Origin of the sequence: Nocardia asteroides (assembly GCA_019930625.1) — a bacterium.
Taxonomy (GTDB): domain Bacteria; phylum Actinomycetota; class Actinomycetes; order Mycobacteriales; family Mycobacteriaceae; genus Nocardia; species Nocardia sputi.
The window spans coordinates 1,092,140-1,116,953 of sequence record CP082844.1 but is presented as its reverse complement, the minus strand read 5'-3'; the positions used below and the strand labels follow the sequence as shown (position 1 = coordinate 1,116,953).

25 protein-coding genes and 1 pseudogene are annotated in these 24,814 nt (G+C 66.3%); 17 read left to right on the top strand and 9 right to left on the bottom strand.

What is annotated here, in order from left to right:
- The first annotated feature begins 74 nt into the window (after positions 1-74).
- The gene (locus K8O92_05055; GenBank protein UAK35443.1) at positions 75-848 is read left to right on the top strand and encodes an AraC family transcriptional regulator; all 774 of its coding nucleotides are present in this window, start codon (positions 75-77) and stop codon (positions 846-848) included.
- A gap of 19 nt (positions 849-867) precedes the next feature.
- Here K8O92_05055 and K8O92_05050 read toward each other — a convergent pair whose 3' ends face one another.
- Entirely contained in the window at positions 868-2,145 is a 1,278-nt protein-coding gene (locus tag K8O92_05050) for an N-acetylmuramoyl-L-alanine amidase (GenBank protein UAK35442.1), read from the bottom strand.
- A gap of 889 nt (positions 2,146-3,034) precedes the next feature.
- On the opposite strand from K8O92_05050, the gene K8O92_05045 reads away from it, so the two are divergent.
- Positions 3,035-4,030, top strand: a complete 996-nt coding sequence (locus K8O92_05045; GenBank protein UAK33349.1) for a sterol desaturase family protein — start codon at positions 3,035-3,037, stop codon at positions 4,028-4,030.
- Between the two features lie 29 nt (positions 4,031-4,059).
- Entirely contained in the window at positions 4,060-4,404 is a 345-nt protein-coding gene (locus K8O92_05040) for a DUF3703 domain-containing protein (GenBank protein ID UAK33348.1), read from the top strand.
- Positions 4,405-4,476: 72 nt separating this feature from the next.
- On the opposite strand, the gene K8O92_05035 is transcribed toward K8O92_05040, so the two are convergent.
- From K8O92_05035 to K8O92_05020, 4 genes are all read right to left on the bottom strand, one after another.
- The gene (locus K8O92_05035) at positions 4,477-4,884 is read right to left on the bottom strand and encodes a DUF302 domain-containing protein (GenBank protein UAK35441.1); all 408 of its coding nucleotides are present in this window, start codon (positions 4,882-4,884) and stop codon (positions 4,477-4,479) included.
- Positions 4,885-4,910: 26 nt separating this feature from the next.
- A complete protein-coding gene (locus K8O92_05030) occupies positions 4,911-5,150 on the bottom strand; it encodes a DUF2892 domain-containing protein (GenBank protein UAK33347.1) in 240 nt (79 codons plus the stop codon).
- A gap of 49 nt (positions 5,151-5,199) precedes the next feature.
- Positions 5,200-5,469 carry a metal-sensitive transcriptional regulator gene (locus K8O92_05025; GenBank protein UAK33346.1) on the bottom strand — a complete coding sequence of 90 codons (270 nt, stop codon included), beginning with the start codon at positions 5,467-5,469 and terminating at the stop codon, positions 5,200-5,202.
- An 87-nt stretch (positions 5,470-5,556) separates the two neighbouring features.
- The gene (locus tag K8O92_05020) at positions 5,557-7,713 is read right to left on the bottom strand and encodes an MMPL family transporter (protein UAK33345.1); all 2,157 of its coding nucleotides are present in this window, start codon (positions 7,711-7,713) and stop codon (positions 5,557-5,559) included.
- 535 nt (positions 7,714-8,248) lie between these two features.
- Between K8O92_05020 and K8O92_05015 the strand changes: the two genes are divergently transcribed.
- The 6 genes from K8O92_05015 (at position 8,249) to K8O92_04990 (ending at position 13,174) form a co-directional block, all read left to right on the top strand.
- Complete coding sequence (locus tag K8O92_05015) at positions 8,249-8,881, top strand: methyltransferase domain-containing protein (protein ID UAK33344.1); 633 nt, start codon at positions 8,249-8,251, stop codon at positions 8,879-8,881.
- Between the two features lie 859 nt (positions 8,882-9,740).
- Positions 9,741-10,379 (top strand): DsbA family protein, encoded by a 639-nt coding sequence (locus K8O92_05010; GenBank protein ID UAK33343.1) that lies wholly within the window; start codon positions 9,741-9,743, stop codon positions 10,377-10,379.
- On the top strand, positions 10,360-11,007 hold the full coding sequence (locus K8O92_05005) for a vitamin K epoxide reductase family protein (protein UAK33342.1): 648 nt from the start codon (positions 10,360-10,362) through the stop codon (positions 11,005-11,007). The genes K8O92_05010 and K8O92_05005 overlap by 20 nt, the downstream gene beginning before the upstream one ends.
- Positions 11,008-11,070: 63 nt before the next feature.
- Positions 11,071-11,724: a TlpA family protein disulfide reductase gene (locus K8O92_05000; GenBank protein UAK35440.1), complete on the top strand. Its 654-nt coding sequence runs from the start codon at positions 11,071-11,073 to the stop codon at positions 11,722-11,724.
- On the top strand, positions 11,721-12,374 hold the full coding sequence (locus tag K8O92_04995) for a TlpA family protein disulfide reductase (protein ID UAK33341.1): 654 nt from the start codon (positions 11,721-11,723) through the stop codon (positions 12,372-12,374). The genes K8O92_05000 and K8O92_04995 overlap by 4 nt, the downstream gene beginning before the upstream one ends.
- Complete coding sequence (locus K8O92_04990; GenBank protein UAK33340.1) at positions 12,371-13,174, top strand: cytochrome c biogenesis CcdA family protein; 804 nt, start codon at positions 12,371-12,373, stop codon at positions 13,172-13,174. Before K8O92_04995 ends, K8O92_04990 begins: the two co-directional genes overlap by 4 nt.
- 76 nt (positions 13,175-13,250) lie before the next feature.
- On the opposite strand, the gene K8O92_04985 is transcribed toward K8O92_04990, so the two are convergent.
- Complete coding sequence (locus tag K8O92_04985; GenBank protein ID UAK33339.1) at positions 13,251-13,742, bottom strand: heavy metal-responsive transcriptional regulator; 492 nt, start codon at positions 13,740-13,742, stop codon at positions 13,251-13,253.
- Positions 13,743-13,903: 161 nt separating this feature from the next.
- Between K8O92_04985 and K8O92_04980 the strand changes: the two are divergent.
- Positions 13,904-14,921 (top strand): annotated as a pseudogene (locus K8O92_04980) (cupredoxin domain-containing protein).
- A gap of 17 nt (positions 14,922-14,938) precedes the next feature.
- A complete protein-coding gene (locus tag K8O92_04975; protein UAK33338.1) occupies positions 14,939-15,148 on the top strand; it encodes a heavy-metal-associated domain-containing protein in 210 nt (69 codons plus the stop codon).
- A gap of 1,138 nt (positions 15,149-16,286) precedes the next feature.
- On the opposite strand, the gene K8O92_04970 is transcribed toward K8O92_04975, so the two are convergent.
- From K8O92_04970 to K8O92_04960, 3 genes are read right to left on the bottom strand one after another with little or no spacing between them, the layout of a single operon-like run.
- Positions 16,287-17,354 carry an NAD(P)/FAD-dependent oxidoreductase gene (locus K8O92_04970; protein ID UAK33337.1) on the bottom strand — a complete coding sequence of 356 codons (1,068 nt, stop codon included), beginning with the start codon at positions 17,352-17,354 and terminating at the stop codon, positions 16,287-16,289.
- Positions 17,351-18,574, bottom strand: a complete 1,224-nt coding sequence (locus tag K8O92_04965; GenBank protein ID UAK33336.1) for an MFS transporter — start codon at positions 18,572-18,574, stop codon at positions 17,351-17,353. Before K8O92_04965 ends, K8O92_04970 begins: the two co-directional genes overlap by 4 nt.
- A gap of 9 nt (positions 18,575-18,583) precedes the next feature.
- A complete protein-coding gene (locus tag K8O92_04960) occupies positions 18,584-19,954 on the bottom strand; it encodes an NAD(P)-binding domain-containing protein (GenBank protein UAK33335.1) in 1,371 nt (456 codons plus the stop codon).
- A 62-nt stretch (positions 19,955-20,016) separates the two neighbouring features.
- On the opposite strand from K8O92_04960, the gene K8O92_04955 reads away from it, so the two are divergent.
- From K8O92_04955 to K8O92_04930, 6 genes are all read left to right on the top strand, one after another.
- Complete coding sequence (locus K8O92_04955; protein UAK33334.1) at positions 20,017-20,895, top strand: GNAT family N-acetyltransferase; 879 nt, start codon at positions 20,017-20,019, stop codon at positions 20,893-20,895.
- A 67-nt stretch (positions 20,896-20,962) separates the two neighbouring features.
- Positions 20,963-21,340 (top strand): metalloregulator ArsR/SmtB family transcription factor, encoded by a 378-nt coding sequence (locus K8O92_04950; protein ID UAK33333.1) that lies wholly within the window; start codon positions 20,963-20,965, stop codon positions 21,338-21,340.
- A complete protein-coding gene (arsB, locus tag K8O92_04945; GenBank protein ID UAK33332.1) occupies positions 21,337-22,443 on the top strand; it encodes an ACR3 family arsenite efflux transporter in 1,107 nt (368 codons plus the stop codon). Before K8O92_04950 ends, arsB begins: the two co-directional genes overlap by 4 nt.
- Entirely contained in the window at positions 22,440-22,874 is a 435-nt protein-coding gene (locus tag K8O92_04940) for a low molecular weight phosphatase family protein (GenBank protein ID UAK33331.1), read from the top strand. The genes arsB and K8O92_04940 overlap by 4 nt, the downstream gene beginning before the upstream one ends.
- Positions 22,871-23,539, top strand: coding sequence for an arsenate reductase ArsC (locus tag K8O92_04935; GenBank protein UAK33330.1), 669 nt, complete (start codon positions 22,871-22,873; stop codon positions 23,537-23,539). Before K8O92_04940 ends, K8O92_04935 begins: the two co-directional genes overlap by 4 nt.
- 15 nt (positions 23,540-23,554) lie before the next feature.
- Positions 23,555-23,965 carry an arsenate reductase ArsC gene (locus K8O92_04930; protein ID UAK33329.1) on the top strand — a complete coding sequence of 137 codons (411 nt, stop codon included), beginning with the start codon at positions 23,555-23,557 and terminating at the stop codon, positions 23,963-23,965.
- Positions 23,966-24,814 lie beyond the last annotated feature (849 nt).

Genomic DNA, 24,814 nt, shown 5'->3' with positions numbered 1-24,814 from the left:
CAAGAGGGAGGACGCGAGGTGACCTGTCTGTGCCCGTGCTCGTGTTGTCGATTGCTGTCCGGGAACGACCGGACATGGCGCGTGCGGAGGTGAGCGCTCCCGAGCACCGATGGTCCGGCGGGGTTTCGTTGACTCCCGGGCTCATGACATTCACCGGCGAGATCGGCGACGCAGCTGCCCACGCGCACGCCGCCGTGCAGGTGCTCTTCGTCGCACGAGGGAGACTGACCCTCGCCGACGCGGCCGGACACACCACGCCCGCGCTCGCCGCGATTATCCCACCCGGTGTAGTCCACCAGGTCAGTACCGAACCGGGCACCAGCGGATTCCTCGCGTTCCTCGATCCCGACAGCGTGACCGCCCACGCGGCACTGGCCCGACTGGGCGGGCAACCGCGCCACGCAGTCACCAGCTGGGTCAGCGTCGCTGCGCCCCTACCGGCTCCGCCGGGCGGCGGTCCGGTCACCAGATCGGTGCGCCGGGCCTCGCACCCTGTCGTGGCCGAGGCGCTGCGCCGGGCGACCTGCTGGGTGGGAGGTCCACCCTCGCTGGGCGAACTCGCCGCCGACATCGGGATTTCGGCGAGCCGCCTCTCCCATATTTTCACCGCGCAGGTGGGATTGCCGTATGTGGCGTGGCGGCGGTGGGTACGCCTGCAGCTCGGATTCGCTGTCGTGCGTGAAGGCGGTTCCCTCACCGAAGCCGCGCACACAGCGGGGTTCGCCGACAGCGCCCACCTCACTCGCACCTGCCGCGATCTGATCGGCATCTCTCCGACCGAAGCACTCGTCGCCACCGGATGGCGGCCACCACCCCCACGCGAGCGAGTCACCACCGAATCACGCTGATGGCAGCGCGCGAACTACCTCACGGTCCGGCCGCCGGCACCTCGCCGGGCCCAACTTCTGGCGTATCAGCCAGCGCCGGAGCCGGAACCTGTGCGGGCTCTGCCGGTAGCGGTGCAGGTGCTGGTGGAGTGTCTGCTGTTGCCGGCGTGGGAGTGGCCGGCGGCCTCGGATGATCGGAACCTGGCTGGGGCAGCCCCAGTGTGGTGACGACACCGGTCGCCTCGTTGAACACCAACGACCCGCGACCGAAATCGACCCGCACGCCACCCGGGACCGGGTACTCGTTGCTGCGCGGCGTGCCCAGCACGCCGTTGTCCCCGCCGAGCTGGGCGAACCGTTGCCCGATGCGCCCGGCGACTTCATAGACCTGACCGTCGGGGGCTTGGAACAGGTAACCGTTGACGAACCTGGCATACTGCCCGCCCTCGGCGGTGGGCACCGGCTCCGAGGCGGCCAACCCCAGCCGCCCCTGCGGTCCACCGGCATCGACCCAACGCCGAGCCAACATATTGTGGTCGACCAGATCCAACAGCTTGCCCGTCAACGCCGCCAGCGCCGACACGTCGGCATCAACATCAGGATCGGGTTGCGCGGGCACCGGCACCGAAGCCTGTCTCGGCCCCGCACCCGAACCCACACCCGCAGCGATCGAACGGATACGGTCCATCAGCGCATAGGCGGCATCCCCGGCGCAGGTGGTGTTACCGACATCGCGATGAGAGAACACCACCGGTAACTGCACCTGTTCACCCTCGCCATACGGAGTGAACTCGGTGCCCTCGGAGATCATCGTGGTGGTCCCCCGCGGATCCAAACCCGCGACGCGAGCACGCCATCCGACGAACTGACCCATCGCGGTGATCGCCGCCTGGGTCGGGTCCTCGGATTCGTGATTGCCCATGAACGCCACTCCAGCGGTGTTTTCGTTGAAACCACCGGTGTGCGCGCCCTGCACTGGCTCGTCCAAACCGCCGAAATGGCCTTCGAAGATCTGGCCGTATTTGTCCACCAGTGCGTGGTAGCCGATATCGCACCAGCCCAACGTTTCGGCGTGGTAGGCGTAGATCCCGCGCACGATCGCCGCGGACTCGGCCTTGCTGTAGTCGTTGCGGCCCGCGGTGTGATGCACCACGATCCCGCCCAGGCCGTCGTCGTAGGTCGGATCCTCACACCGGATCGATTCGTCGGCGCCCCACTGCGCGCGGCTGATCACCCGTGGCCCGCCACCAGCCAGCGGTGCCGCGATCGCCGACAGGTTCTCCTCACTACGGCCGGGATCGAGCAACACCGCGCTCATCTGCGGGACTGCGGGACCGAGATGGTCCGGGCCCGCGACCGGGGCCGGTCCCCGTGATCCGGGCTCCGCTGTGTCGGTTAGCTTGCGCGTGCTCAGGATTTGCACCGCGTCGGTGTCACCGACATAGACCGGTTCGCTACCCTGCATGCGCCCCGGACCGGGGCGGCGAGCCGAAACACTGTCGTCGGTCCCGGCCTCGAACCACGGACCCCAGGAACTGTCGAGTTGGCGGGCCCGCACCATCGTGGTGACACCCGCGAGATCCGGCGCGGTCAACCCGACCATGCTGAAATGACTCCCGTTGGTGAGCTCGGTGACCTGAGCACCGACCCGATCTGCCAAGTGCTCGGGCACCACACCTGGATCCAACGCCGGAGTCCGCGCCGAGATCGGCGCAGCCCCCTCGTCGGTGACGAACCCGATCGGCCCGACCCGGGAACCCTCCGGCAACGGCGGGGCGCCGGGCACGAGCCGAAGATCCGCGACCTTCAGGTCCGGTAACTGCATGCCGGCCAGCTCGCGCAACGGCAACACGACCCTCGGCGCCCCAGCCAACCCGACCTGGGTCGTCGCAGTAGGCCGGAGCCGATCGGTTTCACTGTCGTTGGAGAACCGGTACTGTCCGTCACCACCGAGGAAACCGGCCGCGACCGGCGCCGCGACCACAGCGACCGCGACCAGGGGAAGCACATAGCTTCGTTTGCGGGTGTAGTTCGGCACGAATACTCCTACGTCAGTAGAAACCACGATGGCGGGCCCGGATCATGCGTCCGAACCGGCACCATCGATCACACCAGCCACAGCCACCTCAAAGAATGAAGTGTTACTTGAGACTGTAGCCAGGGTGTAGCCATACTTCGGTGCGACACCCGGGGCATCCGCTTGATCGATGAGACGTCACCGGCGCGGAGAGTCAGCTGATTTCTTCAAGCCCGACCTACTGCCTGGGCGCGAAGCTGAATCCGTGTCCACGCTCATCTCTGCCCTCGTCCGCTTCGGCTATGCGCCGTTGATGCTGCTCGGCATCAACGGTGCCGGTGTCGCCCTGGCCGCCGCCGGTGCCAACAAACTGTGGCTGCTCGCCTTACTCGGGATCGCGGTGGCGGTGTCGTTCACCGCCGAAGCGCTTCTGCCGTACCGGGCGGACTGGAACACCTCCCACGGTGATACCGGCCGCGACACCGCACACGGCTTCGTCAACGAAACCCTCATCCTGGGCAGCGTCGCCGCCATCCCCGCACTGGCCGCGCTGATTCCTGGTGACGGGATCTGGCCTGGCAGTTGGCCTTTCATTGTCCAGGTGCTGATCGCGATACTCGTCGCCGACTTCGGTATCACCCTGGCTCACTACGCCAGCCACAAGATCGCGATCCTGTGGCGATTCCACGCCGTACACCACAGCGTGCAACGGTTCTACGGCCTCAACGGCCTCATGAAACACCCGCTGCACCAAACCGTCGAGATGACCGCCGGAGTCACACCGCTCCTGCTGGTCGGGATCCCGGTCCCGGTCGCGGCGGCATTATCGCTAGCGGTGGCGGTGCAACTGTTGCTGCAACACTCCAACGCCGACTATCGCGTCGGCCCGCTCAGATACGTTCTGGCGCTCAACGAAGGCCACCGTTTCCACCACCTCAAATGGGCAGGTATCGGTGACGTCAACTTCGGGTTGTTCACCCTGATCTGGGATCACCTGCTGCGCACCTACAGCTACGACCCGCACCGACGGTTCTCCAGCGCAGACCTCGGCATGGCAGCCAAACCCGACTACCCCAGTGGCTACCTCGCCCAACTCGCCGAACCCTTCACCCGTCACGGCACCGTCCAGCCCAGCCCGGAGGCGACGGCTGTGCTCGGCGCCGCCGAACAGGCGAAGAAAGCCTGACGCTCAGCTCAACACGAAGGAGCACCCCCATGGCGAAGATTCCCGACGCTGCCCGTGCCCGCTACCACGAAGAGATGCAGGCCGCGAACACCACGACCGACCTGGCACGACGCTGGAGCCATCTCGAACGCGCCCACATCCTGTCCCAACCCGATCCCTGGCTGCACACCGCCAACCACGTCGCCATGTTCGCCCTGGCGGTACGTCAACGCGACCGGCGCGAAGCCTTCGGGCAGGTCATCCGGATCATCCTCGCCGCACCAGGGTCGCTGGCCGGGCTCGCCCCGGAAGGCAACACCGGCCGTGCCGATGTCGGATTGCGCCAAACCATGACCACTCCGCCTGATCTCGCCGCGTTGCTGGAGTCGAGCTGATCCGGTAGCCACCCGGTCAGGCGGTGTCTCGATACGGGCGACTCGTTTGGCCGCGGTGGGTTGGGCGAGGTGTCAGGTCCGGGTCGAGTCCAGCGCGGCCAGTGCTGCGTGCAGCCGGGTGGTGGCCTCGTCGGCGACGGTGTCGAAGGCGGGTTGGTCGGTCACCTGGACCATCAGTTGAGGGTTCATGGCTTCGACGATGATGGTGTCGGGGTCGGTCCGGTCGCGGCGGACCACCACGTTGCAGGGCAGCAGGAGTCCGATCTGGCGGTTGGTCTCGACCGCGCGGTGGGCCAGGGGCGGGTTGCAGGCGCCGAGGATGCGGTAGTCCTCCATGTCGTGGCCGAGTTTGGCTTTGAGGGTGGCTTGCATGTCGATCTCGGTGAGGATGCCGAATCCTTGCTCGGCCAGCGCGGTTCGGGTGCGTTCGATTGCGTCGTCGAAGGTGGTGTGCAGGCTCGTCGAGAGGGCTAGGTCCATCATGTGCTCCGATCCGAGACGAGTGGTCAGGCGGTAGGGGTTGGGCAGGACGTGTCGGCGAGGCCGAACCGGCGCATCACCAGGGTGGCCGGGCACCAGCCCATCGCGCTGTAGAGCAGCAGATTCGCCCCGACCAAGGCGGTCAGGATCAACCACCAGGGCGACAGGGTCGTGCTCAGCAGTGCGCTGAGCAGGACCAGGGTTCCGGCCAGGGCCGGGACGAGGCGGGTGATGGTCCATTCGCGCGGTCGCGGTGGCAGTGCCATCGGCGGGAGTCCTTTCGGTGAGTGCCAGACCCCGGGCGTGTGTTGGGGGTCAGGCCAGGGCGAGGAAGAGTTTTTCCAGTTCCTCGATGCTGAGGGGTGCGCGCTCACCGTCGGGGGTTTCGGTGAGGCATTCGCGCAGACCGGTGGCGACGATCTTGAATCCGGCGCGGTCGAGGGCTTTGGAGACCGCGGCGAGTTGGGTGACCACGTCCTTGCAGTCGCGCCCGGCCTCGATCATGGCGATCACCCCGGCCAGTTGGCCTTGCGCGCGGCGCAGCCGGTTGAGGACCTGCGCGATTTCGTCGTCGTTGCCGATCATGATGTGTCCCTTTCTCGGATCCTCACCCCACAATACCCCCAGGGGTATCTGAAGTGAGGATCCGGGAGAGGGGTCGGTGTCGCTGGGTCAGTGGTGGGCGAAGCTGATGGCGGGCAGAACCCGGTGCAACCACGCCGGGCTCCACCAGGCCGCGTGCCCGGTCAGGCGCAGGATCACCGGCAGCAATACCAGTCGAACCAGCAGCGCGTCGAGCAGCACCGCCACACCCAGGATGATGCCCATCTCCTTCGGCGGCAGCGGCTCGGCCAGGGCGAAGGTGAAGAACACCGCCACCATCACCGCCGCGGCGGCGAAAATGACCCGCCCGGAATGCGCCAGCCCGTCCAGGTGCGCGGCGTGTGGGTCGCCGGTGCGTTCGTAATGCTCCTTGGCGGTAGCCAACAGGAACACCGTGTAGTCCATGGCTATGGCGAAGATCATCGCGAAGAAGAACACCGGCCCCCACCCGTCCAGGAACCCTTGCGGGGTGAAACCGAGCAGCCCGGCACCGTGCCCGTCCTGGAAGATCAGCTTGGCCACCCCGAACGCGGCCGCGGTCGAGAGCAAGCTGACCAGGGTGCCCAGGGCCGCGATCAGCGGAGCCCGCAACGCGATCAGCAACAGCACGAACCCCAGGATCAGGATGACCGCCACCACGATGGGCAGGTAGTCGTTCAGGGCTTGTTGCAGGTCGAGGTTCTCCGCCGCCGCACCACCAACGACGGCGTTCTCGGGTAGATCGGCGCGCAGACGGTCCAGGATCTGGGCCATCTGCGGTGCGGACGGATCCACCGCGGGCATCGCCTGCATCATCACCAGGTCGGCGCCGTCGGCGGCGGGCTGGGGTGGGGTGAGCATGAGGATGCCGTCGCTGGCGCGCGCGATGGTCGCGGTGGTCTCGGCCTCGGCGGCGGGAGCGATGATCGAGAGCATGCCCGGGGCTCCAGGTCCGAACTGCTGCTGAATCAGTTCATAGCCTTGGCGCACGGGGGCCTCGGCGGGCACCACCGTGATCGAGGGCATCGCGGTCTTGAGCCCGAACATCGGTATCGCCAACCCGATCAGGATGGTCAGCGCCACCGCAGCGAGGGGCCACGGGTGCTTGTGCAGGATCTGACCCCAGCGTGCGAACACCGGGGAGCGGTGCTGCTGACGGCGCGCGTACGGCAACGCCGCAGCGTTGACCTTGCCACCGAGCGCTCCGAGCGCGGCGGGCAGCAGGGTCAGGGTCGCGGCCAGCACGAACACCACCGCGAGCATGATCCCCACGGCCATGGTCCGCACCGCGGGGGCGGGCACGATCAGCACCGCCGACAAGCTCACCAGAACCGTCAACCCCGAGAGCAGGACCGCCTTGCCGGCGGTGTCCATGGTCTCGGCGACCGCGGCGCGGGGATCGCCCGTGCGGGCCAGGGCGTCGCGGAAGCGAGCCACCAGGAACAACGCGTAGTCGATGCCCAGGGCCAGGGCGAACATCATGGCGAAGTTCATCGCCCACACCGAGATCGGGGTGATCTGGTTCAGCAACACCAGCCCACCCGCGGAGGCGACCAGGCCCGCCAGGGTCAGCAGCAACGGCAGCCCGGCAGCGACCAGTGACCCGAACGCGAGCACCATGATCGCCAAAGTGACCGGCCACGAGTACATCTCGGCCTTGATCATCGCGTCGTGGTTGGCGACGTTGAAATCGCTCCACAACGCCGAGGCCCCGGTCGGGTAGACCTCGATCCCGTCCTGGGACAGCGCGCTCAACGCGTCCTTGTGTTCGTCGACGGCCTTGACCATGTCGTCGGTGGAGGCGTTTGCGCCCGCGATCACGATTCCGGTGTGCTCATCAGGGCTGATCGTGAATCCGGGCTGCGGGGCGATCACCTGCGCGATCCGCTTGTCACCGGCGAACACCGCGGTGACCTGCTCGACCGTACGGGTCATCGCCGGATCGCCGATCCTGGCGGCCTCGGAATGGATCACCACCTGCACCGCGGCCGAGGAATTGCCGCCGAAGTGTCGCTGGGCCAGTTCGCGTGCGCGTACCGATTCCGAGCCGTTGGCCTGCCATCCCGCCCCGGCCAGAGAGGTGAACACGCTAGGCGCGGCGGCTCCGAGTGCGATCAGCACCAGCAACCACACCCCGATCACCGCCTTGGTGTGGCCAGCCATGAACGCACCCCACCGGCCCAGCGCACCGGAGTGCCCGGTGCCGTGGTGAGCGGGTTCGGTGACAGCGAGTTTCGTGTCCACCATTCCACCTTTCGTAAATACCCTAGGGGGTATACCTCGTGTCGAGACGAAGATACCCGAGGGGGTATTGGCGGGCGCATCCCGCCCCCTACTCGCGGCAACCAACTGCAGCCTCATGGGCATCGTCGAGTTCATGCGAGCCACCGCCGGGGACTGGGCTGTATCGCTGCCGAAATCGACCTGCATCTTGATCCGGCGTGCCCGTTCGCGTGGGTGCCCTGCTGGTTGCTGCTCGCTGCTGCCTACGACGGCCCGCATACGGTGCGACTGCGGCACTTATGCACGACCGTGCTCAACGAAAGCGACGACGTGGACGCCGATCATTGAGCGCTCACGCCGCCTGGGCCGAGTGTTCGCCGCAACCCGACCGACGGACTCGGGTCTGTGACCAGATCAGCCCCACGCCGACCCCGCGGGACCTGGACGCGCTGGCGGCACCAAGCCGCTACCTAGAGAGTTCAGGGGTTTTCCCGATAGTGACTGTTGGAGATGCAGCGCAGACTGGGACTCACCCGACGGACCACCGAACAGAGGCATCATGCAGCAGCCGAGCATCGACCGCATCGCTGCGGTTTTCGACAGAAACGCCACACGTTACGACCGCCAGATCGGCGCGTTCGAGCGATTTATGCTCGGTGGCGCGCGTGGTTGGGCCGTGGGGCATGCCAGGGGACGGGTCCTTGAACTTGCCGTAGGCACTGGGTTGAACTTGCCCCGCTATGGCAGCGAGGTGGAACGGGTCATCGGCGTCGACGTCTCCCAAGGTGTCCTCGATATCGCTCGACAGCGTCCGCACCGCCAGGATCTCGCGGTGCAGCTCCGTCTGGGTGACGTGCAGGACCTCGATGTTGCTGACTCGAGCGTCGATACGGTGGTATCGACCTACACTTTCTGCACCATTCCCGACCCGGGACGTGCCTGTGCGCAGGCGTACCGGGCGCTGGTCCCGGGTGGGGTTTTCGTGCTCGCTGAGCACGGACCATCCACCTCAGCACCGGCTCGGCTCTTCATGCGCTTGATCGAGCCGATCAGCGTCAGGTTCGGGGCCGACCATCTGCTGCGTGACCCGATTCCCTACCTGGAAGCCGCCGGATTCGTGATTTCCGAATCACGTCGCACCGGCCGCGGTGGGGTCACCTTCCGGGTTCTGGCGCAAAAGCCCGCTGATTGAGCAGTCGTCTGTCGCGAGTAGTCGTCGGCCCGGTCGTCTGGGCGGTTTCGGATCATCTATTACCCTGGCGGAGTGCAGAGCAGGCGTCGCGGTGTAGCTGTGCGAGTGGGACTCGCGCGGTTGACCGCGGTGTTGGCAGCTCTGATGGGACTGGCGATGATGCAGACTTCACCGTGCGCGGATGAGGTTCGCGCCTTCGGTCATGACATGCGGTGCGCGACCATCAATGTGTCGTCAGCTGCTGTCAGCGATGAGGGCACTTCTGCGCCGTCAGCGTCGGAAGTGGCGGGCGACCTCGACGCTGGCGCTGATCTTCTCGCCGGCGCCGTGTTGGGGCCGGAGGCTCCGGTCGGAGTGCTCGGGCTGTGTGTGATTCTGCTCCTGAGCGTGTTGTTCGCCGTGGCTCGGCAGGCCCGCGCCCGTCCGATCCTTGTTGTACCGGCACGCGCGGGGCCGCGCCCGCGCAACATTCAGCGGCGCTGCCACGCGCACAGCTTGGCCATGCTCTGCGTGTTGCGCACATAGGAGCAGGCCTTCTCTCGGTGCGTCCGCGTGTTGTCGGCATCCGCAGTCGGCACCGCCGACGCACCATTCGGGGCAACTGCTTGACGCGGCCGTGTCGTGTTCGACGCACGGCAAACTGCCCATCACCGTCATCCATAGCGAGCGGCCTCTGTCGTCGGCATCGGATGCGCCCTCTATGGCGGGAAACCGCGCGCACCGAGACCCGTCCGACATTCCCGCTTTCGGAAAACAGTAAGGAACCGACATGCCGCAAAGGCAGAGCAAGGCTGGCGAGGCCCAGCGTATGAACACGTCAACCCCGGACAAACGAGCCTCTCGCCGAACGCGAAACTTGATGATCTCGGCAGTGATCGTTGCCGTCTTCGTCGCGGTGGCCGCCGTGATCGTCGCGATCAACTCCGGCTCCGAGAAGGACCAGCCCGACGCGGGGGCCGACATTCAGAGCGTGCTCGTCCGCGACAACAGTCATCGGGTCGGTCCCGTCGGCGACGGCAAGGTCACGCTGGTGGAATTTCTCGACTTCGAATGCGAGGCCTGCGGCGCAGCGTTTCCCTTCGTCGAGCAACTTCGCGAAACCTACAGCGGGCGAGTGACATTCGTCGTGCGCTACTTCCCGATCCCGTCGCACTTCAACGCCGAACGCGCGGCACGTGCAGTGGAGGCCGCCGCCGGGCAGGGTGCGTTCGAGGCGATGTACAAGAAGATGTATGAAACACAGTCCGAGTGGGCCGAGCAGCGCGTTCCGAAGGACGACGTCTTCCGTGGCTTCGCCAGCGAGCTCGGGTTGAACATGACGCAATGGGACTCCGCCTACAGCGATCCTGCCACCCTGCAACGAATCAAGGACGACGTCGCCGACGGCCGAACCCTCGGTGTGCAGGGAACGCCCACCTTCTTCCTCGACGGTGTCAAACTCCAACCGCGCTCCGCCGAAGACTTCATCGAGGCCATCGATGCCGCACTCGCCAAGTGAGGCAAGCATCGCCACGCCGACTCGGAGAAGGGACTATCGGGACCCGTTCCCGCGGCTGCTGCCCTGGCTGTTGCTGATCGGTGGTCTCCTCGGCACGGTGGCTGCGAGTGTGCTCACAGTGGAGAAGATGGCGCGACTGCGGGATCCCGCCTATGTGCCGAGCTGCAGTCTGAACCCCATCGTGTCCTGCGGGTCGGTCATGGACAGCCCGCAGGCGGCGGCGTTCGGTCTCCCCAATTCTGTGCTGGGGATCGCCGGGTTCGCGGTGGTCACCACTGTGGGTGCCGGGCTGCTGTCCGGAGCACGGTTCCAGCGCTGGTTCTGGCTGGGACTACAGGCCGGTGTCAGCTTCGGTGTCGTGTTCGTGCACTGGTTGATCTACCACACGCTATACAGCATCGGGGCCCTGTGCCCGTACTGCATGGTGGTGTGGGCAGTGACGATCCCGATCTTCGGCTACGTCACCCTGCGCAACCTCGTGGTGGGTGATCTGCCTGTCCCCGCCGCTGGCCGGCGACTGGCCGACGTCACGGCCGATTACCACGGCGTCGTTGTCACCGTCTGGTCTCTCACGATCGTGTCGTTGATCGGCATCCGCTTCTGGAGCTACTGGAGCACGCTGTTGTGAACGTGGGCGCCGGTCCGTGCCACCCACCTGTCTACTACGATGCATAGTAGACAGGTGGTGGTGATGGAGAAGTTGTCGCGCGTGCAGCCGGGTGCTCGTGGGGTGGTCGTTGGCCTGTTGGTAATTGTCGCGTTGATCGTGGCGATCTGGCCGCGATCGACTTCGTCGCAGACCCGATCCGGGCAACCGGGTGTTTCGGCGGATGCAGTCACCGGCTCCGCCGCAAACGCTCCCGAGGTGGGTCACGCGGGCTTGGCACAGCTGCGGCGTTGCCCGACTACCGCCGTAGCGCCGCAGGCCGACGCCGACTTGCGCGGTGTCTCGGCGCGGTGTCTCGGGTCGACCGACACCGTCGACCTCGGCGCCGCGCTGACCGGCGAGCCGACCTTGATCAATCTCTGGGCATCTTGGTGCGGGCCGTGTCGGGAAGAGATTCCCGTGCTCGATGCGTACGCGAACGAGCCCGGTTCGGTTCGCGTCGTGGGGATCAACGTGCAAGACAACCCCGTCGCTGCCCTGGATCTACTGACAGCCCTGGGCACCGACTATCCGTCATTCGTCGATTCCGGCGACGTGCGCGGGGCATTGTCCGCGCCCCCGGTGCTGCCGCTGAGTTTCCTTGTCCAGCAGGATGGTTCGGTCGCGCGCATCACTACACCCGCTGTATTCGACAACCCCGCCCAGATTCGGGCCGCGATCAGTGAGATGACCCGATGATCCAGCGACAAGGCACGCGAACGACCGCACGACCCACCCCAACACACGTTCGGCGATCCCAGTTTATCGCCGTGCTCGCCCTTGGCATCTGCTCGGTGATCGCCGTGACCGGTTGCGCTGCGGGCTCCGATTCGGTCGCGACTGGTGGTGGCACGTTCGACTTCGTTTCACCGGGCGGGCAGACAGACATCTTCTACGATCCGCCGGAGGCTCGCGGGCAGATCGGGGCCCTGTCGGGGCCCGACCTCATGGCCGAAGACAAGGTTGTGTCCGTGGCCGACTACGCCGGGCAGGTGGTGGTGATCAACCTGTGGGGTCAATGGTGTGGGCCGTGCCGTGCTGAAGCCGACGACCTCGAACGCGTATATGCGGCCACCAAGGACATGGGAGTGCAGTTTCTGGGGATAAATGTCCGTGATCCGCAGCGTGACAAAGCCCAGGATTTCGTCATCGACTACAAAGTCGGCTATCCGTCGATTTATGACCCCTCGATGCGGACGCTGATCGCGCTCGGCGGCAGCTATCCCACCAGCGTCATCCCGTCCACTTTGATTCTGGATCGGCAGCACCGGGTAGCGGCCGTGTTCCTGCGTGCCCTGCTGGCAGAGGATCTGCAACCGGTGATCGAGCGTGTGGCGGCGCGACGATGACGGCGCTCGCCCAGGGGATAGGCACCAGTTTTCAGACCGCCGCCGCGACCGGGCCACTGCTGCTCGCGCTCGCCGCCTGCATACTCGCCGGGCTGGTCTCGTTCGCGTCGCCGTGTGTTGTCCCGCTGGTGCCCGGGTATCTGTCTTACCTCGCTGGTGTTTCCGGCGCCAGCACCTCACCCGGCGGTGCCGATGAGCCGGGCTCGGGCGCAGACCGCTGGCGGGTGGCCGGTGCGGCGGCGTTGTTCGTCGCCGGATTCACCGTGGTGTTCGTCCTTGCCACCGCGTCGGTGTTCGGGGTGATCGGAGCGTTGCGGATCAACGAGGATCTGCTCCAGCGCATCGGTGGTGTGGTCACGATAGTGATGGGTCTGACCTTTGTCGGGCTCATCCCGGCGCTGCAGAAGGACACCCGCTTCGCCCCGTTGCGGATATCCTCGCTTGCCGGAGCGCCCTTGCTCGGGGGAGTGTTCGGGTTGGGGTGGACGCCCTGTCTGGGGCCGACTCTTGCGGGAGTCCTCTCGGTCGCCGCCGGAACCGAAGGCACGACCGCCGCGCGCGGCGTGGCGCTGATCGTTGCCTACTGCGTCGGACTCGGATCACCGTTCATCGTTCTCGGCTTCGGCTCCGCGAAGGCCTTGCGCGGTGTCGGTTGGTTGCGCCGACATTCCAGGACTATTCAAATCGCCGGTGGTGTCATGCTGATCCTGGTGGGTGCGGCGCTGGTCAGCGGTGTGTGGGCGGTGTTCATCGGCTGGCTGCGCAACGAATTCGTCACCGCGGTCGTGCTGCCGATATGACGCCGCGGCGACTCAGTGGCGAGCCACCGACTGCCCGCACGCCGTCTGGTGGCCAACTTCGATGAGCGAGAACAACTCACCTGCCAACTCCACCACCTGGAGGAGTTGAGCCCGCTTCGCTCACATGACCGAACGGGTCGGCATCGAGCGGTTGGTCGTTCGACACCGAGACGTTGGATTCGATGATCCAGCAGACTGTGGAGTCGTCGTGGCTGGTGGGCTGGTCGGTACGGGAAGTGTCCAGCAGTGTTTGCAGGTGGGCTTCGAGGGTGATGAGTTCGGCGATTTGGGCCCGGACCTGGTCGAGGCGCTCGCTGAGGATCGCTTGGACATGGCCGCAGGGTTGTTCGCCGCGGTCGTGGACAGACAGGATCTGACCGGCTTCGCGCAGACTCAGCCCCGCCGCTTGCGCCCGGCGGATGAACTGCAACCGGGCCAGGTGCTCGGAGCTGTAGTCGCGGTAGCCGGTAGGAGTGCGGCCCGGTTCAGGCATCAAGCCCTCGCCCTCGTAGAACCGGATCGTTTTTGTCGTGACTCCGCCCGCTGCAGCCAGTTCACCGATCTTCATCGCATACTCCCTCGGATCCGGCCCCTTGACATTCCATCTTACTGGAAGGTTCAGGATGGGATTGCCAAGCGGGAGGCGTGTGGATGGATGGAGGTCGGCGTGAACGAGCTCGAGTGTGCAGTATGCGGGATGACGTGCTGGTGCTCGTCGCGGTGCCGGTGATGCCCGCGTCGAGCGGACCCCTACCGGCCGAGGACGCGGCTGCCGCGCCGCGGCGGTTGGAAGTCGCTATCGGCGGGATGACGTGCGCGTCGTGCGCGACCAGAATCGAGCGGCGGCTCAATACGATGGACAGTGTCGTGGCCACCGTCAACTTCGCCACCGAGAAGGCCCGTGTCGAGATCGATTCCGACACCGCAGACGCCGACGTGATCGAGGTGATCGAAGCCACCGGGTACACCGCACGAATTCCACACCCGGTGCGAGGTCCTGATAGCGAAACCTCCTATGAGACCGAGACATACGACACCGACACTCGCTCACTGCGCCAGCGAATGCGAGTGTCGGTGGCGTTGGCGTTGGCGGTGCCGGTGGTAGCGATGGCAATGGTGCCACCGTTGCAGTTCACCAACTGGGCAGTGGCTGCCGCTCACCCTGGCGGCGCCGATAGTCGTGTGGGGCGCCTGGCCGTTCCACCAAGCGGCGTGGACGAACCTGCGTCACGCCGCCGCGACCATGGACACTCTCATCTCGGTGGGCGTGCTGGCCGCGTTCGGTTGGTCGCTGTACGCGCTGTTTCTCGGTGATGCCGGGCTGGCGGTAGCGACCGGACTGGTGGTGCTCGGGATGGGGTTCTACACCCTCAACGGTGGACTCGAACTCGCCGGTTCACCGTTGGCCGCTGGGCGTATCGCCGAGGCGTTCGGCGCGAGCCAGCCGGTGGCCGATGCCTCCGCCGCTACCGTCGCAGACGGCGCGCAGGTCGTGACGATCACCGCCCGCACCGGCGCCTACACACCGGACAACGTCGCAGCGAAGCCCGGTGTACCGACCACCCTGGTGGTCAAGACCAACGGCACCCAGGGCTGCATCCGGTCGCTGGTCATACCGAGCCTCGACATCCAGAAAGTCCTGCCGACCACCGGCGAGACCCGTATCGACCTCGGGATTCTTCGACCCGGCCGCCTGGACTACACCTGCGGCATGGGCATGTACTCCGGCACCCTCACCATTGCTTGAGAAGGGATCGAAAACCTATGGGCACACACACCTTCCGGGTCGACGGCATGCACTGCGGCAGCTGCGCATTGCTCATCGACGACACCCTGCAAGACCTGCCTGGTGTGCGCGAGACCCGCACTTCCCGGAGGCACAACCGCACCACCGTCGACCTCGACTACGCCACCCCCGGCGATGTCATCGCAGCCATCGCCGAACTCGGCTACACCGCAACGGTCGACTCGTGACGACCCTGGCCTCATTACATTCGCCCAATTCCAAGCCAGCACGGCGCAACCGGCGCCGCCCTGGCAAGCACCAATCCGTCGGCACCCAATAGCCCGATCAACCGATCGCCAGCCGCTTGCACGACTTGACCTTCCATCCTAATGGAACGTTTAGCATCGCTGTGGTCCACCGGTCAGCCGAGATTGTCTTGGCAGCTCTGGGAACCACGACGACGGCACCGTATCAATCCACCGATCGCGCGGCCGACGAGTCCGAACACGCAACCCAGGGAGGTGATTTACGTGAACCCGCTGAAGATGATCTGTGACTGGATGTGCAGCATGATGGGCCCTTGCTGTCCCATGTGACAGCAGGACGGCTCCCGCAATCACGGCGGGCCGATCGACTCTGGACGGTTCCGGTGTCGATCGGCCCGCTCTGTCCGGACAGTTCAGTCGTCACTCGGCAAACAGCGCGCTGAGGTCGGTCTATCGTCGCTGTTGGCCTTGCCCGACCCGGCGGTAGCTGACTACTGCCGACTCGCACAGGACTCGGCGCAAGAAGAGGTTCGGAGCAGTCGCTGGGATACTGCGGCGTGCTAGCAGAACCGAGTCGGCGTGAGTGAAGTCAAGCCAAGCTGAACCCCACTTGCGAAGAACGTTTGCATCGACGCTATCCAGTGCCACACACTGCTCGATCGAATCCATGTTCGACCATCACCACGCCGTGCGGTTAGTGGAACTGCGTCTGGCCCGCCAAGTAGGGAGCCTTAGCGGCGCTGCCCGTGAGCCGCCTGCGGGCTGTCTGTCGTCCTGGTCGCCATGATGCGCCCGGTCGCCGTGGTGCCGAACCGTCCGTCAGTAGAACTTCTGGCGTGAGGCGGTCAGTGTTCGCAGTCGGTGTGCGCGGGCGGACTGTAGGTGGTCGCGCCGCAGGCGAGGCAGGTGTGTGCGCGGTGGTGGCCGCCGACGCGCCGACACGGCATTGCGGCGACGACTGCTCGTCCTGCGCCGAGGCGGTGGCCGTTGGGGCAGAACCGCGGCGAGGGCTCTGTCCAGACACCGAGCCTCACGTATGGTCGCGTGGATTCGCACACATGTTCGACTATAGCCCGGGTGTTGCTGGTAGGCGACACCCGGACGCCTAGCGCTGGGAGGCTTACAGACCGACTTTCGCCGGTGCCCGGTTGATGTGAGCGGCCAGCGCGGTGGTGACGTGTTCGGCGTCGCGGTGGACGCCGCGCAGCGTGTTGGAGGAGAACGTCCGCTGGAACTCGAGCCCGACGTAGGCGAGGCCGGGGTGTGTGGTGGATATACCGGCGTTGTGGAGTGGGTATCCGTCAGCGAGGGCGCCGAGCTCGGTGAGGTAGCCGAGGTTGGGTCGGTAACCGGTGGCGAAGAGCACTGTGTCGACCGGTTCGCGAGTGCCGTCAGCCCAGACGATGGCGTCGGTGTCGAAGCTGGTGAACATGGGTCGGCGGTCCATGCGCCCGGTTGTGAGGGCGTGTTGGTAGTCGCCGGTGTCCATGACGAGGGTGCCGCCGACGTAGCGGATGAGCCATTCGGGTGGGAGTTGGTCGAATCCGGTAGAGACGAGCCAGTGGTGGATGTCGTGTCCGTCGCGGTGTTGGGGCAAGAAGTTGATCGGGTTGTGGGTGGCGAGGGTGACGGTGGCGTGGTCGGCGAGTTCGTAGGCGATTTGCACGGCGGAGTTGCCCGCGCCGACGACGATGACGCGTTGACCCGAGTAGTGCTCGGGGCGCCGGTAGTCGGCGGCGTGCAGGACGGTGCCTTGGAATTTGTCTCCTCCGGGCAGTTCGGGCACATAGGGGTTACCGAAGGAGCCTGTGGCGGAAACGATTCCGGCGGTGTGGAGTTGTTGGCCGTCGCCGGTGTGGACGACGAATCCTTGGTCGGGGTGGGACTCGACGGTGGTGACGGTGGTGTTGGTGCGGATGTCGGCGTCGAGGGTTTTCGCGTAGCGGCGCAGGTAGTCGACGACCTCGTCACGATGCGGGTAGTGGTCGGGCTCGGCGGGGAAGCCCAGACCGGGCATGCTGGAGTGTTGGGCGGGTGAGAACAGGGTGAGGCTGTCGTAGTAGTGCGACCAGGACCCGACGGGGTCGGGCCCGGCCTCGAGCACGACTGGGGTCAGGTGGTGGTCGGTGAGCGCGCGGGCGGCGGTGAGTCCGGATTGTCCTGCGCCGATGACGATTGCGTCGATCATGAGTGTTGTTCTTTCGGTGAGTGTTTCGGGATGGTGGTCAGCGACAGTGCCGCGGCGAGGGCGGCGGCTGTGCCCAGGATCAGGAACGTGGCGGGATAGCCGCCCAGGTTCGCGGCCAGGGCGGTGGCCACGAACGGTGCTGAGGCGATGGTGATGGTCATCGGTGCGGAGACGAGCCCAGTGAGTTGCCCGTAGTGGGCCGAACCCCACCGATCGGTGATCGCGGTGGCTTGCAGCAGGGTGAACACCCCGCGTGCCATACCCGACAGGATCGCGGCGACGGTCAGTGCTGCTGCGGTGGTGAAGATTCCGAGCAGCATCGTGGTGGCGGCGATCGCGATCAGGATGATTGCGGTGCGGGTGCGCACACTGGTTCGGTCGGCGAAGGCGCTGTAGCCGATCCGGCTCACGACCTGCCCGAGTCCGCCCAGTCCGAGAGCGAGTGCTGCGGTGGTGGTGGAGATCCCGCGCTCGGTCATCAACGGCACGAGGGTGACCACGACCGCGAAGGACGCGAATCCGGTGACGCTCAACGCGATCGCCAGGGTGATGAATGCCCGGCTGCGCGCGATGCTGCCGGGGTTGCCCAGGTGGGCGTGTTCGGTGCCTTCTTCGGGCCGGGTCGGCCAGACCAATCGCAATCCGAACCAATGGCCCGGGATCGTCACGACCGCGAGGATCGCGGCGAGGATCAGATAGGTTGCGCGCCAGTCGAACCTGGTTGCCAGGGCTGCGGTCAAGGGTGCGAAGACGGTGGAGGCCAGCCCACCTGCGAGGGTCAGCACGGTCAGCGCTTTCACCCGGTCGGGCCCGTACCAGCGGGTCAGCGCCGCGAACGCCGGGGGATACAGCACCGCACCCATCGAGATCCCGGCCAGCGCCCAGCCCAGCAGAAACGCTGTCAGGGTTTGCGCGGTGGCCACGACGATCAGTGCCGTGACCGCGAGCGCCGAGCCTGCGGTCATCACAATGCGGGGTCCGTGGCGGTCCAGGCGACGGCCGACGAGGATGCCGGTGAGCGCGGTGAGGAGTTGTCCGGCCGAGAACACCGCTGTCAGCGCGGTGGCCGACCAACCGGTGTCGGTGGCGATGGCTCCGAGCAGGACCGGGAAGGCGTAGAACAGGATTCCCCAGCTGGTGATCTCGGTGACGCACAAGACCACCAGCACCCGCCGCAACCCGGTCGCGGCGGGTGCCGCTGATATCGAAACAACCTGCATCGCAGTGGATCAGCGCGCAGGCGAAGAGGTCAGGGGCAGTTCCTGGATCGCGGTCGGGACGCTGAGGGTCAGCTCCTGCACTGCGGTCGGGGCCCCGCAGCATCCGCCCGTGGATTCTTCGGCGGGGGCGTCGAACAAGCCGGATCCGCCGCAGACCCCGGTGTCGGGCAGGGTGAGTTCGACTCGCTGCGCGGCTTCGTGGTCTCCGGCGAGGGCGGCGACGATGGAGCGGACCTGCTCGTATCCGGTCATCGCCAAGAACGTCGGCGCGCGGCCGTAGCTCTTCATCCCGGCCAGGAACACGCCGGGTTCGGGGTGGGACAGTTCGGTGACTCCGTGCGGGTAGACCGTGCCACAGGAATGCGCGTTCGGGTCGATCAACGGCGCCAGCTTCGTCGGAGCCTGCAACGTGGCGTCGAGGTCGAGACGGATTTCCGACAGCCAGGACAGGTCCGGGCGGAACCCGGTCAGCACGATCACTTCGTCGACATCGGTGACGGGGTCGCCTTCGGCGGGGATGAGCGTGAGCTGGCCCTGGTCGGCGTGTTCGACGGTCTCGGTGCGGAATCCGGTGACCACGTTGATGTGTCCGGCCTCGACCGCTGCCTGAGCGCGCAACCCGAGGGCGCCGCGAGCGGGCAGTTCGTCGGCTTGTCCGCCACCGAAGGTCGATCCGATCGTGCCCCGACGCAGCAGCCACGTGATGCGAGTCCCCGGGTGCTCGCCGGCCAGTTCGGCGAGCACGATCAACGCCGTGAGCGCGGAGTGCCCACTTCCGGCGACGACCACGTGACGGCCTGCGTGGCGGGCCGCGATATCAGGGTCGGTGAGGTCGGGCACACGGTAGGAAATACATTGTGCCGCAGCGGCTTCGCCGATGGCGGGCAGCCCGTCTCCGCCGAGCGGGTTCGGTGTCGTCCAGGTGCCGGAGGTGTCGATAACCGCGCGGGCGATGATTCGTTCCTCGCGCCCGTGCGCGCTACGCACGTGCACGGTCAACGGTTCGCTGTCGCGTCCGGCGTCCACGACCCGGTCGCGGCCTCGACGCGCGACACCGGTCACCTCGGTGTTGAACCGGACCGAATCGCCGAGTGCTGCGCCGAGCGGGCGCAGGTAGTGCTCGACCCACTCCGCGCCGGTCGGGTAGCCCTCGAGGTCGGGTTCGGACCAGCCCGCACCGTCGAGCAGCGGGCGTGCGGCCGGGGCGATCAGCTCGGCCCAGCGCGAGAACACCCGCACGTGATGCCACTGCGCGACAGCGGCACCGGCGTGCTCACCGCGTTCGAGCAGCAAAAACGGCAGCTCACGGCGGGACAGCTCGGCAGCGGCAGCCAGACCGACCGGCCCAGCTCCGACGACAACTACGGGCAGGGAGTTCATGACGAACCTTCTTTCATCGATACAGATCGATTAACTACGGCCGAGAGTATCGACTGGCATCGATGAAAGCAACCATCGATCTACGTCGATATACTGGCCGCATGCCCATCGCTCTGCCCCAAGCCCAGGTCCTGCCGACCGGCGAAGCCACCACCTACGCCGAGTGGTTCGCCTGCCTGGCCGAACCGGTGCGGGTGCGACTACTTCACGCGGTGGCCACGACCCCGAAAGGGATCACGGTCGGCGCGTTGACCGAGATCCTGGGCACGAGTCAGTCCACGACCTCCCATCACGTCCGCAAGCTCGCCGACGTGGGATTCGTGCGCCTGCACAAGGAAGGTGCCGCGACCATCGTCACCGTCAACGAGGCATGCTGCGCCGGACTGCCGCACGCCGCCGACGCGGTGATGGGCCTGCTCGCCCCGCGTCCGTGCTGCCCCGCCGACCTGCCCGTCGACGTCACCATCCGCGCCCTGGAGCCCAGGGATTGGGCTGACGTGCGGCGCATCTACGGTGAGGGGATCGCCACCGGCATCGCCACCTTCGAGACCGAAGTCCCCACCCGCGCCCACCTCGACAAGCACTGGCTGCCCGCCCACCGATGGGTCGCCGAGATCGACGGACGGATCGTCGGCTGGACCGCCGCCACCCCGGTATCGAGCCGCGACTGCTACGCCGGTGTCGCCGAGACCTCGGTCTACGTCGCGAACTCTCACCGTGGACGCGGCGTGGGCAAGGCACTGCTGCACAAGCAGGTCCTCGCCGCCGACGACGACGGCTTGTGGACGTTGCAGACCTCGATCTTCACCGACAACCGCGCCTCACTGGCCCTGCACCACAGCGCCGGATACCGCACCGTCGGCGTCCGCGAACGCATCGCCCAACGCGACGGCGTCTGGCACGACACCGTCCTGCTCGAGCGCCGCTCGCCTATGCGGTAGGGCTCGTCCCTGGCGTTCACCGGCTGTTTGCTTGCCTCACCATATTGATATCGGTCAATATTGGCGTATGTCGAAGTCGAAGTTGGTGGTGACGCCTGTGCAGGCGTGCTCCGCCGCGCCACTGGTGCGTGAGCCCCTGTCCGAGCCTCACGCCGTCGAGCTGGCGAGCGTGTTCAAAGCACTGTCGGATCCGGTCCGGCTGCGCCTGCTGAGCACCATCGCCTCCCGTGAAGGCCAGGAAGCCTGCGTGTGCGACCTGTCGGCCGGGATCGAGTTGACCCAGCCCACGATCTCCCATCACCTCAAGGTGCTGCGCGAAGCCGGTCTGCTCGACAGCGAACGCCGCGCCTCCTGGGTGTACTACCGGGTCGTCCCCGAAGCCCTGCAACGACTGTCGGAAGTTCTGCTCGTCGAAAGCGGCACCGCGATCGGAGTCACCGCATGAGCACGACCACCACCGAGCACCCCGCCGTCGTCGGCAAGCTGTCGACTCTCGACCGGTTCCTGCCGGTCTGGATCGGCGTCGCCATGATCGCCGGGCTGTTGCTGGGCCGGATGATTCCCGGTCTCGGCGACGCCCTCTCGGCCGTGGAGATCGACGGCATCTCGCTACCGATCGCAATCGGCCTGCTCATCATGATGTACCCGGTCCTGGCGAAGGTCCGCTACGACCGACTCGACACCGTCACCGGCGACCGCAAACTCCTGATCAGCTCCCTGGTGCTGAACTGGATCCTCGGCCCGGCCTTGATGTTCGCCCTGGCGTGGCTGTTGCTGCCGGCTCTGCCCGAGTACCGGACCGGACTGATCATCGTCGGGCTGGCCCGTTGCATCGCGATGGTCATCATCTGGAACGACCTCGCCTGCGGTGACCGTGAGGCCGCTGCCGTGCTGGTCGCGTTGAACTCGGTGTTCCAGGTGATCATGTTCGCCGTCCTGGGCTGGTTCTACCTCTCGGTCCTGCCGGGCTGGCTCGGCCTGGAACAGACAACCATCGACACCTCACCGTGGCAGATCGCGAAATCGGTGCTGATCTTCCTCGGTATCCCGCTGCTGGCTGGGTTCCTTACCCGCCGCTTCGGTGAACGTGCCAAGGGCCGCGAATGGTACGAATCCAGCTTCCTGCCCAAGATCGGGCCGTGGGCGCTCTACGGGCTGCTGTTCACCATCGTGATCCTGTTCGCCCTGCAAGGTGAGCAGATCACCTCCCACCCCCTCGACGTCATCCGCATCGCGATCCCCCTGTTGGCCTACTTCGCGATCATGTGGGGCGGCGGCTACGCGATGGGCGCGGCCCTGGGCCTGGGCTACGAACGCACCACCACCCTTGCGTTCACCGCTGCGGGCAACAACTTCGAACTCGCCATCGCCGTCGCTATCGCCACCTACGGCGCCACCTCCGGCCAAGCCCTGGCCGGAGTCGTCGGCCCGCTCATCGAGGTCCCCGTCCTCGTGGCGCTGGTCTATGTGTCCCTCGCCCTGCGGAAACGATTCCAGCCAACCCAGCGCACCGGCGCCGCGACAACCGATGAGGTGACACCGCGGTGAGCACCACCCCGTCCGTGCTGTTCGTCTGTGTGAAGAACGGCGGCAAATCGCAAATGGCGGCCGGGCTGATGCGAGCCGTCGCCGGTGACCGCGTGCAGGTCCATTCCGCCGGAACCGCACCCGGCACCACCATCAACGCACTCTCCGCCGAAACGCTGCGCGAAGTCGGTGTCGACATCAGCGCCGAGATCCCGAAACCGATCGACCCGGCCCTACTGCGCTCAGTCGACGTGGTCGTCACGCTCGGGCGGGAAGCACACATCGACCCGGTCGACGGGGTGCGGCTCGTCAACTGGGACACCGACGAACCCTCCCAACGCGGCATCGACGGCATCGAGCGCATGCGCTTGGTCCGCGACGACATCGCCGCCCGCGTCAACAACCTGCTCACCGAACTCACCACACCCGCCGAGCAACGGACCACATCATGAGCGACAGCCCACTCGCGCCCACCCACACCCGCCACGACCTGACCATCGACCAGCAACTCGCCCTGAAAACCGCCGCCACGCACCTGCAGCGCGAGTTCGACGGCACCTTCGGCGTCGAGACCATCGAACGGTTCCTGCACTCCTCCTACGACCAGTTCGCCGGACGCGCGACCGTCATCAACTTTCTGCCGCTGCTGGCCGAACGCTTCGCCCGCCAACGCCTGCACGCCCTGGCCCGCGTCGAAGGCAAAGCCCACACCGGCACTCCCACAGTGCTGTTCCTGTGCACCCACAACGCCGGACGCTCCCAAATGGCCCTCGGGTTCTTCACCCATCTCGCCGGGGACCGGGCGGTGGCCTGGTCCGGCGGCAGTGAACCCGGTGACGAGATCAACCCCGCCGCCATCGCCGCGATGGCCGAGGTCGGCATCGACATCACCGCCGAGTTCCCCAAACCGTGGACCGAGGAAATCATCCAAGCCGCCGACGTCGTCATCACTATGGGCTGCGGCGACGCCTGCCCGCTCTACCCCGGACGCCGCTACGAGGAATGGGACCTCGACGACCCCGCCGAACTCGACATCACCGCCATCCGACCCATCCGGGACGAGATCGAAACCCGCGTCCGGCTCCTGCTCACCGAACTCGACCTCCCCGCCAACTGAAAGGCATTGCCCCACATGAGCACCCAGCCCAGCGTGTTGTTCGTCTGCGTCCACAACGCCGGACGCTCCCAGATGGCCGCCGGATTCCTCACCCACCTCGCCGGCGACTCGATCGAAGTCCGCTCCGCCGGGAGCGCCCCTGCCGAGACGATCAACCCGTCCGCAGTGGAGGCGATGGCCGAACTCGGTATCGACATCTCCGACCAGACCCCGAAGATCCTCACCTACGACGCGGTAGAAACCTCCGACGTCGTGATCACAATGGGGTGCGGCGACACCTGCCCGGCCTTCCCGGGCGTCAGCTACCGGGACTGGGTCCTGGAAGACCCCGCAGGCAAGGGAGTCGAGTCCGTGCGGCCGATCCGCGACGAGATCAAGACCCGCGTCGAAGCCCTCGTCGCCGAGCTGCTGCCGACGCGCGCCTGACAAGGCCCCGCACACGGTCAACCCAATCGAGCCTCGCGCCACGACAACCAGGGCGCGAGGCTCGAACTGACGGCGACACCAAACTGGCCGCCGACGAAGTGATCGCATCGATCACGCGCGCCAGCGAGCTCGACGGATCAGCCCACGCTATTTCGACATCGCAGGCGCACTCACCTGCGCAGACGGAGCAGCGCCCGTGCGAGGCGTAGCTGGCCGCTAGGCCGTGTTTCTTGGGTGAGGCGCACGAGCGTCAGGCCACCACCATTGATCCGGCACCGTAACAGCCCAGCGCGAGCGCGACCGCCGTCGCCGAACCACCGAGCAGATCACGCACGTAGACAACGGTATCCACGTGATCGGCTGTTGGTGCCCGGGTAGCGAAACCGGCGGCCCCGCCGGTGGGCCCGGAACCGGAGAAGTCCCAGCACACAAGCATGTCCACGGAATCGCAGGCCCATCGTGACGATGACGCTGACGTCAGGTGATTCGGGCGAGCGTAGTGTCGGCCGACAAGTCGTTCGTCACACTGACTCGGTTCGTATGCGGCCGCTCAGCGAGATCTCAACCGAATCTCGCTTGTCGGTGCGCAGCGAATATGCGGATGTCGGCCAGCGGATTACGGAGATGATGGGCGTTGTGTGGCATGCCATCGCAGGACGTCGAGGAGAGCTTCAGCCTGCTGCCGTGCTAACTGCTCGCTGTCTCGGTCTTTGGCAATCAGTATCTCGCAGACCGCTTCGAGTGGCGGACGCCGCTGTCGGGATTCGTTGGAGGCGTTCGGATCGGGTGGCGCTGTGTTCTCGGTCATTCTCATGTTGTGCCACCGATCTACGCTGCCGTCTGACAAAT